The sequence below is a fragment of the Runella sp. genome, from assembly GCF_965279615.1.
GTDB lineage: Bacteria > Bacteroidota > Bacteroidia > Cytophagales > Spirosomataceae > Runella.
The window spans coordinates 5,871,101-5,887,146 of sequence record NZ_OZ257252.1 but is presented as its reverse complement, the minus strand read 5'-3'; the positions used below and the strand labels follow the sequence as shown (position 1 = coordinate 5,887,146).

The following is a 16,046-nucleotide window of genomic DNA, read 5'->3' as shown; positions in this document are numbered from 1 at the left end:
TCAAGGATTATGGAACACTGATTAAAATGAAACCTGCAAACCAACCAAGTACGATTTCGCAACGGGGTACACCAGATTGTCCACGCCGATAATGGTATTGGAATTACCATAAGTGTTCACTTCAGGGTCGAAGCCGGAGTAGTTTGTCAACGTAAATAAGTTGTTCGCACTCACGTAGATACGTGCATTTTGCAATCCTTTGATCTTTGGTAAAGTATAGCCCAGAGTGATATTTTTGCAACGAACAAACGAGCCGTCTTCCATGAACCGATCGGAAAGCGGCAAACGTCCTCCCTGCAATACGCTGGCATATTCATTGTTGGCATTGGTCGGCGTCCAGTGGTTAACTACCGCTTGGTAAAGGTTACGACCGCCGAGTGGGTTTTCAAACGTGTAGCGAATCAAGTTGTACACCTTATTTCCCTGTACCCCCGAGAAGAAAGCACTGAAATCGAAGTTTTTATAACGCAGATCGGTAGAGAAACCAAAGATGAAGTTTGGATTGGCATTGCCCGTCACCACTTGGTCAGCGGCAGAGATAGCACCGTCGCCGTTCACGTCACGTACTTTATGGCCACCCAAGCGGCTGTCAGAACCGGGCAAAATGCTTTCGCCCGTTTGGTACAAACCGTCAAAAATGTAGGTTTTGAAAATTCCCAATGGTTGTCCAACCTGCAATACACTGAAGTTATTGACCGCATATTCCTTAGTTGCTCCTTCAAGCGAAAGCAATTTATTGCGGTTGAAGGTGATATTTCCCGAAACGTTCCATTTCAACTCACCGCTCAAAATGGCCGCATTGGCCGCGATTTCAATCCCTTTGTTTTCCAACGAAGCGAAGTTACCCGTAATGGTTCCATAACCTGATGACAACGGCAGCGATTTTACAAAAAGCAGGTCCTGAGTGCGCTTGTTGTACACATCTACCACCAAACCAATGCGATTGTTCAGCAAACTGACATCCAAACCGATGTTGGCCTGTGTAGATTTTTCCCAACGCAAATCGGGATTAGGAATGCCCGTTGGTGCAATTCCTGTTGTGTAAATATGGTTAAAGCTATAGTCACTTCCTGAACCTACCAACGCCAGAGAGTTATAGGCTCCAATTGCGGCGGCGTTTCCGGTGATACCGTAACTGGCGCGCAGTTTCAAATCAGAAAACAGATTTTGGCCTTTCATAAAAGGCTCTTCTATCACCCGCCATGCCGCAGATACCGCCGGAAAAAATCCGTATTTGTGGTTTTCACCGAACTTGCTCGCACCGTCGAAACGGGCCGTTACGTCCACAAAATATTTGTCTTTAAAACCGTAATTAATACGTCCCATGTACGAATCCAGACGGTCAGCACTGCGACTGCTTGAAACGGTACGGTCAGTAGCCAACTGCACCGCTTCGTTGACGGTGGCATCATTGGGAAACTTGCTCGCCGAGATCGAATTGCTGTTGCTCATTTGTTTTTGCGTGGCAAATACCCCCGTAAATTTCAATGAATGCAGCTCGCCGATTCGTGTAGCATACGTCAGCAAACTTTCGTGTAAAATATTGATACCGTTAGAGTTAGTCTTTCCTGCTGACCCTGCGCCCGCTGCCAGATCTCCCGCACCTACGATTGAGCGAGGCGAGTAGGTATCCGTCAAGCTGTTTGATTGAATCAGGTTCAAATTAGCACGATAGGTTAATCCTTTGGCCAAGGCAAAGTCAAAATAGATATTGCCTAACAAACGGCTCGTTGTGGTTTTGTTGAGAATTTGAGCCAAGCCGAGCGGGTTGGCTGCTTCACGGTAACGTCCGTTGAATTGGTCACCAAAAGGAAGCACAGAACCGTCTTCACGGTACGGCTGCATCGTAGGAGGAGCGCCCAATGCAGCCCCCAAAATGCTGGAAGTTACGGCCGGACCATCAATACTGTTGCTACCCGTTGGAATACGGTCGTTGGTCAAATAAGTGTACAATAAACTGGTTCCTGTTTTGAGCCATTTATTGATCTGGTGGTCGAGGTTCAACCGAAGTGAATAACGGCTGAAATTGGAATTTATAATGACACCATCCTGGTTGAAATAATTGAGCGCCAATGACAATTGTGTTTTTTCAGAGCCGCCCGCGATTGTTAACTGGTGATTTTGAATTTGGGCTTTTCTAAAAATAAGGCTTTGAAAATCAGTTCCTTGCCCCAATGAAGCAGGATCAGCGTAAACGTTGGTTTTGTATACTTCATTTTCCAATGTAGCAAATTCTGTGGCATTCATGACCGACGCCCGTTTGGTCACTTCCTGCGAACCATAGTAGCTTTCGTACGTAACGCGGGTTACTCCTGCTTTACCGCGTTTGGTGGTGATCAATACTACACCGTTGGCGGCGCGTGCCCCATAAATGGCAGCAGCAGAGGCATCTTTGAGGACTTCTACACTTTCGATATCATTCGGGTTGATCTGCGATAAAGGGCTTAATTCGTTTACCCCACCGCCGTTTGAGATCTGAATTCCATCCACTACATACAGCGGCTCAGAAGATCCGTTGATGGAGTTAGTTCCGCGAATACGAACACTGATGTTTCCACCCGGCGCCGATGAGTTTTGCGTGATCTGTACCCCTGATACCCGCGCCTGCAACCCCTGCGCCACGTTAGAAATGGGCGTTTGTACCAGATCAGCAGCTTTGATGGAGGCAATAGAGCCGGTCGTTTCCAGTTTGCGTTGTGTACCATAACCCACCACAACGACTTCGTTGAGGGCTTTGACATCGGCTTGAAGCGATGCATCAATTACCGTGCGATTTTTTACATCAATTTCCTGTTTCAAATAACCAATGAACGAAAACACTAAGGTTGCGTTATTGGGTACTGCTGTCAATTGGTAGTTGCCGTCGCCGTCTGAAACGGCTCCTTTTTGAGTGCCTTTTACCGTCACATTCACTCCGGGCAAAGTGGCTCCCAAGCCATCTGTAATTTTACCTCGTATAGTCAGGTCTTGGGCATACGCGTTGGTGATGAAACCAAACGCCAGTATCCATAATCGTAATTTTACCGGCATAGGATTAGAGGTTTAAAAATAGAAATTATACAATTTTTTAGGGTTTGAAAAACAATGTTTAAAAAGCCTTTAGGGGCGTTCAAATCACGATTTTGATTGAAATTAGGCGCTGTTTTTAAATAATCAACAGAAAAAATTGAATTTTAACCACAAAAACTATCGGGAACTTTCCCGAAACTGGTAGCGATAGTAGTATTTTTGTTTAAACACTGACTTTATTTTCAACAATCCCCTTTTGTAGCCAAAACAGACAAAAAGGCCCGTTAAAACAGAATAGTACAATTTTTATGATCAAATGCACCAAATGTCAGCAGATAGAATTTGTCCAAAAATCAGGAATTGTCCGGGGTAAACAACGCTATTTTTGCAAGTCGTGTGAATACCATTTTACATTGCCTGAACCGTCTGCTCACCACCAAAACAAACGGCATCATCAGGTAACCATCATGGACATTGCCAATCAATTGGGAATATCAAAATCGACCGTCTCGCGCGCCCTGCGCGGGCATACCGATATTCACGAAGGCACACGCAAAATGATTCTGGAACTGGCACAACACCTTGAATACCAACCCAATCCATTGGCCAATGCCTTATTGAAAAGCCGTACTAATATCATCGGTATTCTGGTGCCTGAGTTTCGGCATTATTTCTTTCCGACGGTTATCATGGGTGCGCAGGAAATACTTTCCAAGGCAGGTTATAACGTAATGATCTGCCAATCGGACGAATCGTACGAAACAGAAATGGCTAATGTAAAAGCACTGATGAACAGCCGCGTAGATGGTCTGTTAGTGTCTGTAACAACTCAAACCAATAATTTCGATCATTTTCGGGCAATATTGAGAAAAGAAGTGCCTTTGGTATTTTTCAACCGCGTTTGTCCGGAGTTGGATACTCCTCAAGTCATTGTTGATGATTATAACGGTGCTTTTCAGGCAGTAGAGCATTTGATCGAACAGGGATATCGACGTATTGCCCACTTGGCCGGGCCAACTTCGTTGTTGGTAAGCCGCTTGCGGTTGCAGGGGTATTTGGATGCATTACAAAAACACAACCTTCCGGTAGAAAACGACCTCATCATTCACTATGATCTGACCGAAGAAAAAGCCCGCATTTACGCTAATTACCTGCTGAGTTTGCCCCAACCACCCGACGCTATTTTTGCCATCAATGATCCCACTGCCATTGAGATCATGCTCGTAGCCAAGAGTCGAGGCGTTAAGATTCCGCAGGAATTAGGCATTGTAGGCTTCAGTAACGACCCTATTTCCGCCATTATTGAACCTCCGCTTACGACGGTCGAGCAGCCCGTTTGGGAAATGGGAAGGCAAGCCGCACGGCTGTTATTGGAACAAATGGAAAGCCCTCATAATGTGATACATACGCTTACTACCAAACTCATTGTCCGAAATTCTTCCGTTAATTTAGGGGTTTAAAGGCAACTTTCTTCCGATGATTTGTGTAACCACATAGGAACATAGAACATATAGGCGAAAAAAAACTATGTTTTCTCTATGCCTATGTGGTTACAAATAGGAACAAAAAACTATGTTTTCTCTATACCTATGCGGTTACACAATGTCAGTCACTTAGTTTAGAATACTTTGAAAACTTCCACCAACGACCCATACGCCGCCCTGCGTTACCCCGAATTCGTCCGATTGATCTCGGCCAACAGCCTCATCACGGCTGCTATCATGATTCAGGAAGTCGTGATCGGCTACGAACTTTATAAGATCACCCACGACCCGCTTTCGTTGGGATTTATTGGCTTAGCTGAGGCATTGCCTTATATATCAATCGCCTTATTTGGAGGTCATTATGCCGACCGTAAAGACAAACGTACCATCATGCAAATCAGCCAAAGTGTAATACTTTGTTGCTCGTTGGCTTTGATTTGGGTCATGTATCCTGAACATCGTTCACACTTTTCGACGACTTCCTTACTCTTAACAGTATACGGCATTCTGGCGGCCATTGGTTTTGCCAAAGGTTTTTACTCGCCCGCCTCTTCTTCCATGAAAGCATTTCTGACACCGCGTGAAGTGTACTCCAACGCTGCCACCTGGAGCAGCACGTTTTGGCAGGTAGGCGCGATTGCCGGACCGGGCATTGCCGGTTTTTTGTACGCCTATGCCGGTTTGGTCAATACGTTATGGGTCGTAGTGTCTTTATTTGTAGTGGGTCAAGTACTTCTGGCATTGATCTCTAAAAAGCCTATTCCCGAAGTCACTGACCCTAAAGTAGATGTGTGGCAAAGCATTAAAGAAGGTATCAAATTCGTGTACGAAAAGAAAATTTTGTTTTATGCCACTTCGCTCGATCTGGCGGCGGTTCTTTTTGGGGGCGTCATTGCCATTTTACCCGTTTTTGCCGAAGATATTTTGAAAGTGGGTGCCGAAGGGTTGGGAATCATGCGTGCCGCACCGTCAGTGGGAGCCGTGCTGACCGTTTTTTCGACCGCTTACTTTGCTCCTACCCGTCATGCCTGGCGCAATATGCTCATTGCCGTAGCCGGTTTCGGCTTGGCTACATTGGTTTTCGCCATCTCGACCAACTTCTGGTTATCGGTCTTTATGCTCTTTTTGACGGGTGCCTTTGATGCCATCAGCGTAGTGATTCGTCAAACGATCCTGCAAGTGGTTCCCCCTGACAATATGCGCGGACGGGTAATTTCGGTCAACAGTGTTTTCATTAGTTCTTCCAACGAAATCGGGGCTTTTGAATCAGGATTAGCCGCTAAATTGATGGGAACAGTTCCTTCTGTTTTGTTGGGCGGCGGGCTTACGATGGTGATCGTGACGTGGGTATGGTTGCGTTCCAAAGAGTTGTTCGGCGTGAAGCTGACGTAAGGCAAAGACCGTTAGATCAATTTTTCCAACGTTTTTAAACAATCTATTTCTACACGTTGTTTACCCCCCATTATACAAAATGCATTCATTGCTTTGGACAATCATCGTACACCTTTACCTGACAAACCTCCAACCACCAAACGCCACGGTTTGGAAGAAGAAGATTATTATACTGACCCCAACGGCTTTTTAGTATTTACGGCCACTTACCACCTAAAACGCGGTTATTGTTGCAAGAATGGCTGCCGGCATTGTCCTTATGGGTTTCGGAAGATGGAGAAATAATGTGAGTGTACTGAATTTTAGAAAAGAGCCAAAAAGGCTTTTAGCTCTTCCAAAACGGGAGCATTTAAATTCCAAGCTCCTTTGGTATGTGTATGTGTGAAATTAACGTATTTACTTCCGTTTTCACGTTCTTCAAATTCGCAGACATCCCACCGCATGTAGTATAAAGGCCACGCTTTATCTTTCTCTTTTTGTTTAGCATGTGTATGTGCTTCCAGACAGGAATGTAAGCAGTCTGCCCGTGGCGAAGGTTGAGCCGCAATTTGTTTTAACAAAACATCAAGATTAGGAGAAATGAAATGACAGGCCACTTGTGTATCAAGTTCAACAATGCTCTGAAAATCATTAACTCCTGTTAACGCAACTCCAAAAACTTCTTGGAGAGCTTCATTTAGAAAAGCCAGTTTGCTCTCTTCGTTAAAATCGACGGGGTCCAAATCAAGAAGAATTCCGATTTTTTCAACCGGATTTAAAAGAGCATCGTTTTTGACTCGGTTTAGCGCGATTTTCAAAGGTTTAATGTTATCTTTTCCCAGTCCACCCAGCTCTTGAATCTCAATTTCGCGGACTTCTAAATCGGGAGCAAGCACTTTCACAAAAGCAGCATCTTGCTTTCCCTCAACAATTATTACTTTTCTCATTATTCGCCGCGTATGGTATCTCCGGAAGCCAGTTCATACTCTAATGTTTCCAAATCATGTTTCACCCCTATGATTTGCTGAGTCTTGGGGCTTCTTCCCAATTCAAAATATCCCCCCATTCCCTCAAACTCCTTTTCCGAACACACTTGCTGATACGCTTTGATCATTTCCAAACTATGCGTTGTGGCAAACAACTGAATGTTATAATGTTTACATAATTTCATCAACATTCGCCAAACTTCGGCCTGTGCGGTATAGTGAATGCCATTTTCAATTTCGTCGATAAGGAGTGCCTGATAATCCCTCTTCTCAATAAAGAAGTCAGAAATCACTGCGACATAATTGATTATTTTTTGAATAGCATCTCCATAGCTATGTATGGGTTGATAAACCTTCTCATTTTCTTTACGTAAATATAAAATCTTAGGTTTGCTGGCAAAAGTTCGAATTTCAACTATAGCTGAATCAATAATTTGAATTGCATCAATAAATAATTGTTCATAACCAGCAATAGTAGCTTTATCAAATTGTGAAACAGAATCTGCGATTTCAGGAAAGTTTTCTAAGGAATTTGTTATAAAATGAACGTTTACATGAATATTTTCAGGTCCTCGAAATTTTACAGTTTTTTGGAATTGATAGGTTTTTATCAACTTATAAGATTCCATAGTACCTCTAAATATTAATTCATTATTTATATCTTGGTTGAAAAACAATTCTGCTTCATTTCTATTGGAATCATTTATTCTTCTTATTGACCCTAAACGTATGCTATCGTAATCTGGCGTAACAGAAAAATACAGCGCCTCCAACAACGCCGTTTTTCCCGAATTGTTTTTGCCCGTGATAAGGTTGATTTGTTCAAAGCCGCTGATAGCAGTTTTCTCAAAACAACGAAAGTTTTCTATTTCAATACTTTGCAGCATAAGGTGATGCTTTTTTTCAAAGTTAAGAAAAAACAGGAACAGACCTCAATCCACCAACACACTTTGGGCTTTCATAGCATTGGTCAAGCGACTGATGAGTGCTTTTTGTTCTTTTGGATATTCCAGACTGTCCAACGCCTCTTCAAACAACTGATAACTCCAATTCCTGACTTTTATGTCTTTAGATTTCAGGCGTTTTTCAAACGTTTCCACCTCTTCTTCTCCCGCCTGCTTTTGAGCGATTTGTGCTGTCAGCAGTAAATAATCGGCCAATAATTTTTCGTCGGGCTTAAATTTTGACTTCTCTAAGCCAAACAGGTATTCGTACGCTTTATCCGCTTGGTCGTTCATAAAATAAACTTCCGCAGCACTAAGTTGTACCATAGGAGGCTGATTTTGAACAGATTCGTACATATTAATGGCTTTGTCAAACGTCGCTCCGCTTTTGCCTGCTGTGGGTCGATAACGCTTATACCATACGCCAAGGCGTCCAAACAAATTAGGGGAAAAGATCTTGTAATCTTCCATCAGGAGTTCATAGTCTTTAATAGCACCGAGCGAATCGCCAAGCTTCCATTTGGATTGTCCTCGTAGGTCTACATAAAGTGCTATCGGCATTCCCCGTGGCCGTTCCTGAGGTTTAAGGCGTTCTTTTTCAATCTTGAGATAACGCTCAACGACCACATTGAAGCTATCAATCGCGCGGCGGTATTGATGCGTATGAAAGTAGAATCTACCCCACAGATCCACAAGATACCTCCCTTCCGTCGAGTCAATTCGCTGTGCTTCTTTCATGTATTCCACAAATCGCGGAATATCTCCCGTATTCACCTTCTTGCCTGCCTGATTTAAATACGCCCGTGCCATTTCTTTCGTTTTCGGAAACGGCTTGGGAACATCTATTCCCATTTCTTCGCCCAACAGTAAACGCTCTTCAAATGAACGATATTCCTGATTCATTGGAGGCGGCGTCAATTTATTTCTGATCAACACAATGGATTTGATCCCCTTTGCCTTGTACCAATCGGAGGGAAACTGTGTTATACTGTTGTTTACAAGCTGAAGGTTCCGTATCTCTGTATCCAACCAACCTGTCATCGGAACTGAGCTCAAATTACAGTCTGTCAGATTAACCGTTCCTTCCGGCATATGTAATTGCTGAATCACCGGCCACAATGCGCTTTCATCCCAATATTTATTTCGCGACAGATCCAACATTTTAAGGTTACGACAATCTGCCAATGAGGTTGGCAAAGACCGAAGTTGGTTGTGGTTTTTGGCGGGCAGTTGATCCATCGTACCAACATCCCTATTTCGATTTACGTAAACGAATTCGGCATCGGCGAGGTTAAGATAATTCAACCGCTGTAACTTCCCTATCGAATTCGGCAAGGTCTCCAAGCGGCAATTCGCAAGCACTAAGCTTTCCAAGCTATCGCAGTTTGTCAAGGTTTCCGGCAGCTGAGTCAATGGATTATGAGAAACATCCAACGATTTGAGACTTTTCAATTGACCGATGGAAGCAGGTAGGGACGTTAATTCATTATTACTTAACTGTAGATTCTGCAAACGGCTGCAATTGCCGAGGCTTTTGGGCAATTCAGTAAGCTTATTACCGCTTATGGTCAAACTTTTCAATTTTTCGAGTTTTGAAAAATCTCCCGAAAAACTCACGAGTTTATTGTTTTGCAAAGTAAGATACTCTAACTCGACAGCATTAAATCTGCCCGATGGCAGTTCGCTTAATTGGTTATTATCCAAATTCAGCGTTTTGAGCTTTACTGCTTTTCCTATTGTTTTGGGCAATTCTGTCAGTTGGTTATTATTGACTCTAAGGTTGACCAACTTTGTCATTTTTCCCAAATCGGGCAACTGTGTAAGGCGATTTCCGGAAAGATCCAATGTCTCTAACTGCGTCATTTGCTCCAGGCCTTTCGGCAGCGACCCTGCCAACATTTTTGGAAGGTAAAGCACTTTCAGTTGAGTAGATCTTGAAAAATCAGGCATCCCCGTCAAAGGTTTCCTGTGCAAAGTATCTTCGTATAGGTCTGAAAAAGTCAGCTCTTTCAGGTTGGGCAATTCAAGAACCGCAGCAGACGAAAATGGGGCTAAAACAGTGATTCTCATAGAAATCACCTCCAAATGAGGGCAACGGTTGAGCGACGCCAGTAATTCATCCGACTCTGAAATAACACAGTTGCCCAGTGAAATATAGCGAAGCGATTCACTTACTTTAAAATCACTCCCTTTGATCCTAAAGTTACCAATGTCCAAGCCTTTTAATGAAGTGAGGTCCGACAATCCACTTAACAACAGGGGTTGTCTTAGAGGTAATCTACCGTGAATTGCTAAATATTCGAGCGATTTGAAATCACTTAACGCCGGCAGCAGTTTCATTTCTGTCGGCAAAGTTATATTCAGAGATTTCAGGTTTTTACATTTGTGTAAAATTGGAATAAGGTCGTTCCGGTTATGAGAAAGATCCAATTCCAAAGCCGTCAGGCTGTTTAAATGCGGTAACATATTCCAAACTACCCCAAGGTCAACATTGCCACTGATTTTCAGGTTAAGCTCTTCCAGATTTTTTAACCTGACGAAGCTGTAAGGAATTTTCAGCGTATCCTGTGAGCTACCTGAATAACGGTTCAGGGTAAAAGATTTCAGTTTAGGCAAGCGACCAAGTTGGTCAAAAACTCGTAACAGTTTAATGCTATCCTTTTTTGAAATCGAAACAGAGATCACTTCCAAATCACTGAACTGTTCAAGTGAATCGGCCCAACCCTGTTCATAATCATTTAGAAAGAGGTATTTAACCGGCCGGCCGGCTTTTATTTCCGCCTTCGCAGATATCAAACCCCGGTAGTTACTTACTTTTCGATAAGGATTCTGCGAAGTCTGCGCTTTTAAGCCTTGACTTGTGGTTATTAACCAAAGCAACAGCAATACATAACGAGTTGTTAAGTTCATGATATAAAATGGTGTAATTCTATTCGTCGCAAAAGGGTTTACTCCACCAACCGCCTTAATTCATTCAGTTTCAGTAATGCTTCAATGGGCGAGAGGGTATTTATATCCAAGGCTTTGAGCTTGGTTTTAAGTTCTTCGATCTTAGGGTCCTGTGGCTCAAAAATACTCATTTGATAATTTACTTTGGGCATTTCCTTCACAGCTTTCGTCGTCTCCTGACGCTGATGGCTCTTTTCGAGGCTGTGCAGAATGTCGTTGGAACGCAGCACGATTTCCTGCGGCATCCCGGCCATTTGCGCTACGTGGATTCCGAAACTGTGCTCGCTGCCACCTTCTTTCAGTTTACGTAGGAAAATCACTTTGTTGCCTACTTCTTTTACGGCCACATTATAGTTTTTGATGCGCGGAAAATCGTCGGCCAATTGATTCAATTCATGGTAGTGCGTGGCAAACAGCGTTTTGGCGCGGTGGCGCGGATGGTTGTGCAAAAACTCCGCAATACTCCACGCAATGCTTACCCCATCGTAGGTACTTGTTCCGCGACCGATCTCATCCATCAGTACGAGACTGCGCTCACTGAGATTGTTGAGAATACTCGCTGTTTCGGTCATTTCAACCATAAATGTACTTTCTCCCCGACTCAGGTTATCGGAAGCGCCCACGCGGGTAAATATCTTATCGACCATTCCGATTTCCGCTTCGGAAGCAGGGACGAAACTTCCCATTTGTGCCATCAATACGATAAGGGCCGTTTGGCGCAGCAACGCCGATTTCCCTGCCATGTTAGGCCCGGTAATGATGATGATCTGTTGGGTTTCATCGTCTAAGTACAGGTCATTGGGTACATAACTTTCGCCCAACGGCAGTTGTTGCTCAATCACCGGGTGACGTCCGTCTTTGATGTTCAGTGATTTTTGATCGGTGATCTTAGGTTTGTGATAATTGTTTTTACGAGCAACCCGCGCAAACGACGCCAAGGCATCCAGCACCGATACCACTCGAGCATCCTGTTGCACGGCCGTTACGTAATCATTAGCCGTCATGACCAGATCGTTGAAAATCCGCTGTTCGATCACAAAAATCTTATCTTCCGCACTTAGGATCTTATCTTCGTATTCTTTCAATTCCGGCGTGATGTAACGCTCGGCATTCACAAGCGTCTGCTTCCGAATCCAATCGGCAGGGACCCGATTTTTATGGGAATTGGTCACTTCGAGGTAATACCCAAACACCTTGTTGTAAGCGATCTTCAAAGAAGTAATGCCCGTGCGTTCGATCTCGCGGTTTTGAATCTGAATCAAATAATCCTTACCCGAAAAAGCCAGTTTGTGCAATACATCCAGATCGGCATCAATTCCGCTCTTGATCATGCCTCCCTGATTGGTCACCACGGGAGGATCTTCGCGAAGTTCGGTTTCGATTTTTTCCAGTAAAAACTCACATGGATTGAGCTGATCGGCGTATTTGCGTAATGGCGTAAGAAAGGAAACCGGAGAAACGGCTGCCGGAGTATCCGGCGCGGACTCCTGCTCCTCTTTTTCCTTACTCCCTTCTGCTTTTTGTCCTTGCGTCTTTTCTCCATTCCACGCCTTTTGCAGCAATTCTTTCACCGGCGCAATATGGCTCAATGACTTCTTTAATTGCAATAATTCGCGCGGATTAATACGCCGTGCCGACACTTTTGAAATAAGGCGTTCGAGGTCTCCGATTTGTTTAAGATGTTGTGTGATCTCATCCAAAAGCTCTTCGTTTTGCAGAAAGAATTCCACCGTTTGCAAGCGCTCTTCAATCGGCGCTTTGTCTTTCAGCGGCAATACCAGCCACTTACGCAGCAAACGTGCTCCCATAGGCGTTACGGTCTGGTCCAATATCTGAATCAAGGGCACACCGCCTTCCTGTTGTGGGTAGACCAACTCAAGGTTGCGAATGGTAAAGCGGTCGAGCCACACGTATTTTTCTTCGTCGAGGCGCGTCAGGCGTGTGATGTGTTTGACGTCTTTGTGCTCCGTATCGGCCAAATAACGCAAAATCACGCCTGCCGCAATAATGCCTTCCGTGAGTGCTTCCACTCCAAAACCTTTGAGCGAGGTAGTTTGGAAATGCTTGATAAGGATTTCGTAGCCAAACTCAAGAGTATACGCCCAATCTTCCAGACAAAATGTATGAAATTTATCGCCGAATAATTCACCGAATTCCTGACGGTGTTTTTTGCAGTATAAAACCTCCGACGGAGCAAAACTTTGCAGCAACTTCTCTATGTATTCTTTATTACCTTGCGTCGTTAAAAATTCGCCGGTCGAAATATCTAAAAAGGCAATGCCGTACGTATTTTGTTTACCGAAATGAACCGAAGCTAAATAATTGTTCCTTCTGATATCCAACACATTATCGTTGAACGAAACGCCCGGCGTCACCAACTCCGTTACACCGCGACGAACAATTCCTTTGGCTACAGCGGGGTCTTCCAACTGATCACAAATGGCCACACGCTCACCCGCCCGTACAAGTTTGGGCAAGTAAGTATCCAACGAATGATGCGGAAAACCGGCCAATTCTTCCTGCGCACCGCCGTTGTTACGACGGGTAAGCACAATGCCTAAAATTCGGCTTGCCCGTATGGCGTCTTCGCCGAAGGTTTCGTAAAAATCACCCACCCTGAAGAGCAACATTGCTCCCGGATAGCGTGATTTTATCTGATTATATTGGCGATTAAGCGGAGTTTCTTTAGGTTTAAGCGGTTCAGTCGATGTTTTTCCGGTACGAGCCATGCGTCAATTTTAAGTAAAAATAAAGTACAAAAATAGCCAAAAAATCGCACTTTTGAGTAATACTTATGACTCCTTACCTCTTATAACAGGTTGGAAAACGTCCAACTGTTTTTGTCGGTAAAATCATTACTGTTTATACTTCAACGCCTAAACCTGTTAACGATATGAATGAATCATCCGGTGAACGTCGCGATTTTCTGAAACTAACGGGAACAATAGGACTGGGGCTGGTTTCGGGGAATTTAACCCAATCCTGCACCACTGCCAAACCCGTTTCGTCCCTGAATCATATTCGGCAACAAACCCTCCAAACTCATTCACAGCAATTTAACATGAGTGGGTATGGCGCACCCAAAATAGATACCATTCGGATCGGGTACATCGGTTTGGGTAATCGAGGGTCAGGAGCAATAAATCGCATTGTTTACCTCGAAAATGTAGAAGTAAAAGCACTGTGCGACATTCGTGTTGAAAAAGCGCAGGCTGCCAAAAAACAATTTGAAGGAACGCCTCACAACCCGGCCGTTTATTCAGGCAACGAAAATGAATGGAAAAAACTCTGTGAGCGCAACGATATTGACCTCATCTATATCTGCACTCCGTGGAATCTGCACGCTCCGATGGCGCTGTACGCAATGGAGCATGGCAAGCACGTGGCCGTAGAAATTCCCGCCGCTACAACATTGGAAGATTGTTGGAAACTGGTTGAAACTTCCGAACATACCCGCAAGCACTGCATGATGTTGGAAAATTGCTGTTACGATTTCTTCGAATTGCTCACGCTCAACATGGCGCGCCAAGGGTTTTTCGGGGAGGTCGTTCACGTAGAAGGCGCCTACATTCATGATATTTATGATTCATTTTTCGACAAAAGCAGACGCTACGACCTATGGCGACTGAAAGAAAATCAGCGCAACGGCAACCTCTACCCTACTCACGGTTTAGGACCGGTGTGTCAGATCTTAAACATCAACCGAGGCGATAAAATGGATTACCTTGTTTCAATGGCAAGCAATGATTTCATGCTTGCGTCGAGAGCGCACGAGCTTGCCGCAAGCGATGCCGATTTCAAACAATTTGCCAATGCTTCTTTTCGCGGTAACATGAACACGACCACGATCCGTACCCAAAAAGGCAAAACCATTATGGTACAGCACGATGTATCGTCGCCGCGCCCTTATTCGCGCATTCATCTGGTGAGCGGCACCAAGGCTACGGCACTCAAATATCCGCTACCGGGGCGCATTTCGACGGGGCACGATTGGGTTTCGGAAGAAGAATACAAAAAACTGGAAGAGAAATTTCAACCCGAAATCATCAAACGCATCGGCGAATTGGCCAAGAAAGTCGGCGGGCATGGCGGCATGGATTTTTTGATGGACTGGCGACTGATCGACTGCCTTCGTAACGGCCTTCCGCTTGATCAGGACGTGTACGATGCTGCTTCGTGGAGCGCCATTGCCCCTTTGAGCGAATGGTCGGTGGCAAATCGTTCCGGTTCTATTGATGTACCTGATTTTACCGGCGGTGCTTGGAAAACCAACGCTCCGGTTGACATTTCAATGAACAAAGGCGGCAATACCAAAATAAAAGAACGTTCACTTTAATCACGCAGAGGCGCAGAGTGGCAAAGAAAACACTGCGCCTCTGCTCCTTAGCGCCTTTGCGTGACAATTAAAATAAAAATGAAAAAACATATTTCAAAAACTTCCGCTGACTTAGGCGTTATTTCAGGCGAAACTGCCGCCACATTAATCCGCAATGCCATCGCTGAAAAGGATTTTGCCAACGTTATTTTACCTACGGGCGCAAGCCAGTTTGGTACATTGCAAACCCTTATTGCGGCAAGAGACATCGACTGGAGCAAAGTAACCATGTTTCACCTTGATGAATATATTGAATTGCCTCTTTCCCATCCGGCAAGTTTTCGTAAATACATGCAAGAGCGTTTTTTAGATCAGGTTCCGCCGCTTAAAGCAAGTTATCTGATCAATGGTGAAGTGAATCCCGAAGAAGAATGCGCGCGATTGGGCGCGTTGATTCAACAATTTCCCATTGACGTAGCTTTGGTGGGGATTGGTGAAAATGGTCACTTGGCCTTCAATGATCCACCTGCCGATTTTGAAACAGAACGCCCTTATCTTGTTGTCAATCTGGACGAAGCGTGCCGAAAACAGCAGATGAACGAAGGTTGGTTTGCCACGTTGGAAGATGTTCCCAAGCAAGCCATCAGTATGTCGGTGAAACAAATCATGAAGTCCGCGCACATCGTTTGCTCCGTTCCTGATTTACGCAAAGCACAGGCGGTTAAAGACAGTTTGGAACATGAGGTAAGTAATTTATACCCTGCGAGTATTTTGCAGCAGCACCCCAATTGCATTCTGTTTTTGGATGAGTCTTCTGCGAGTTTGCTTTCGGATGATGGCAAAAGTAAATAGTTGGTGAAAAACACAAAACCGTGGTCTGTGTCCCCACAGACCTTCTGCACTAAAAAAAAGGGTCAAAACCGTGGTCTGTGTCTTCACAGACCTTCTGCACTAAAAAAAAGGTCTGTGAAGACACAGACCACGGAGG

The 16,046-nt window shown here is 44.5% G+C and carries 10 protein-coding genes; 5 read left to right on the top strand and 5 right to left on the bottom strand.

Annotated elements, in window-relative coordinates:
- Positions 1-21: 21 nt before the first annotated feature.
- Entirely contained in the window at positions 22-3,030 is a 3,009-nt protein-coding gene (locus ACQY73_RS24685) for a SusC/RagA family TonB-linked outer membrane protein (protein ID WP_428656124.1), read from the bottom strand.
- Between the two features lie 287 nt (positions 3,031-3,317).
- Here ACQY73_RS24685 and ACQY73_RS24680 point away from each other — a divergent pair, with 287 nt between their 5' ends.
- From ACQY73_RS24680 to ACQY73_RS24670, 3 genes are all read left to right on the top strand, one after another.
- Positions 3,318-4,469: a LacI family DNA-binding transcriptional regulator gene (locus ACQY73_RS24680; RefSeq protein ID WP_428656122.1), complete on the top strand. Its 1,152-nt coding sequence runs from the start codon at positions 3,318-3,320 to the stop codon at positions 4,467-4,469.
- A gap of 168 nt (positions 4,470-4,637) precedes the next feature.
- The gene (locus ACQY73_RS24675) at positions 4,638-5,885 is read left to right on the top strand and encodes an MFS transporter (protein ID WP_428656120.1); all 1,248 of its coding nucleotides are present in this window, start codon (positions 4,638-4,640) and stop codon (positions 5,883-5,885) included.
- 150 nt (positions 5,886-6,035) lie between these two features.
- Positions 6,036-6,170, top strand: a complete 135-nt coding sequence (locus tag ACQY73_RS24670) for a DUF5522 domain-containing protein (RefSeq protein WP_428668534.1) — start codon at positions 6,036-6,038, stop codon at positions 6,168-6,170.
- A 17-nt stretch (positions 6,171-6,187) separates the two neighbouring features.
- Here the strand turns inward: ACQY73_RS24670 and ACQY73_RS24665 are convergent, their stop codons facing one another.
- Genes ACQY73_RS24665 through mutS form a run of 4 tightly spaced genes read right to left on the bottom strand, consistent with a single transcriptional unit; the run spans position 6,188 to position 13,472 of the window.
- A complete protein-coding gene (locus ACQY73_RS24665) occupies positions 6,188-6,811 on the bottom strand; it encodes a DUF3226 domain-containing protein (protein ID WP_428656118.1) in 624 nt (207 codons plus the stop codon).
- Positions 6,811-7,737 (bottom strand): AAA family ATPase, encoded by a 927-nt coding sequence (locus tag ACQY73_RS24660; RefSeq protein ID WP_428656116.1) that lies wholly within the window; start codon positions 7,735-7,737, stop codon positions 6,811-6,813. The genes ACQY73_RS24665 and ACQY73_RS24660 overlap by 1 nt, the downstream gene beginning before the upstream one ends.
- A gap of 45 nt (positions 7,738-7,782) precedes the next feature.
- Complete coding sequence (locus ACQY73_RS24655) at positions 7,783-10,704, bottom strand: leucine-rich repeat domain-containing protein (RefSeq protein ID WP_428656114.1); 2,922 nt, start codon at positions 10,702-10,704, stop codon at positions 7,783-7,785.
- A 38-nt stretch (positions 10,705-10,742) separates the two neighbouring features.
- Entirely contained in the window at positions 10,743-13,472 is a 2,730-nt protein-coding gene (gene mutS, locus ACQY73_RS24650; protein WP_428656112.1) for a DNA mismatch repair protein MutS, read from the bottom strand.
- A 164-nt stretch (positions 13,473-13,636) separates the two neighbouring features.
- Here mutS and ACQY73_RS24645 point away from each other — a divergent pair, with 164 nt between their 5' ends.
- Complete coding sequence (locus ACQY73_RS24645; protein WP_428656110.1) at positions 13,637-15,079, top strand: Gfo/Idh/MocA family protein; 1,443 nt, start codon at positions 13,637-13,639, stop codon at positions 15,077-15,079.
- A gap of 78 nt (positions 15,080-15,157) precedes the next feature.
- The gene (locus ACQY73_RS24640; protein ID WP_428656108.1) at positions 15,158-15,910 is read left to right on the top strand and encodes a glucosamine-6-phosphate deaminase; all 753 of its coding nucleotides are present in this window, start codon (positions 15,158-15,160) and stop codon (positions 15,908-15,910) included.
- The last annotated feature ends 136 nt before the right edge of the window (positions 15,911-16,046 follow it).